1 pseudogene is annotated in these 848 nt (G+C 43.4%); it reads right to left on the minus strand.

The annotated features are described in order from the left end of the window. Positions 1–537, minus strand: a pseudogene (locus CXQ97_RS18590) (transposase); the annotation flags it as partial. Between the last annotated feature and the right edge of the window lie 311 nt (positions 538–848).

The raw sequence follows: 848 nt of genomic DNA on the forward strand, positions 1-848 counted from the left end.
TCATCGATGCTTCGTCCCAGGATACGCTTGTCGCTTGTTTACACGGGCACGACGAGTCTTAGTATTGCGCTTGACCTTCTCTGGAAGATCACCGTTCTTGATATCCATTAGGCCCAAGTCAACGTAGTTATACAGAGTTTTGGTTGATACGACCTGATCCTTCTGGAAGATTCCCTTGGCCAAAGCATAACCCACGCAAGCATCAAGAGACCAGCCTTGATTATGGAAGCAGTGGGAAACATAGTCGATGAACTTATGTCTGCGAAGAAACAAGTTCTTGCGGCCGCATTCGCTTCTATGTAGTTCATAAGTGCTTTGCCCTTCGACAGCTTTATACCGCTTCACATTGCCGGTATACACGGATACTGTGCCTCTTTTGAGCTCATATCCGACCGTGCTTGGTGAGCAGTTAAGTTCTCTAGCTATAGCACGATTAGAGTAACCCTTAGAGTGCAGCTCCTGGATTGTAGTCCGGTCGTTCAGCTTAAGGTGCTTGCCCTTTTGGTGTGGTTTAGTGTTAGAATATGAATGATCCATTTTAACCTCTCTAGAAATTTTTGTGGTAATTCATATTCTACCAGATGGTTGAAATGGATTTTTTGTGCTCTAATCTAGTGAAAACGATTTTTCTTACTGGATTGGAACAGTGTTCAGTTTAATTTTACAATCGGCGAAAAAAGTATAAACATTACTTCGGCCAGCCTACTATCTAAGGCTAAAGGGAACTGTGCTTTTGTCACAGTTCTTTTTATGAGGAACGGGGAGGAAACATTTTTGGCAGATCAAAAGAGAAGAGAAAACATCAGAAACATCGCGATCATCGCGCACGTCGACCACGGTAAGACTAC

This window comes from Arthrobacter sp. B0490, assembly GCF_002929355.1.
In the GTDB taxonomy this organism is placed as follows: Bacteria; Actinomycetota; Actinomycetes; order Actinomycetales; family Micrococcaceae; genus Arthrobacter_D.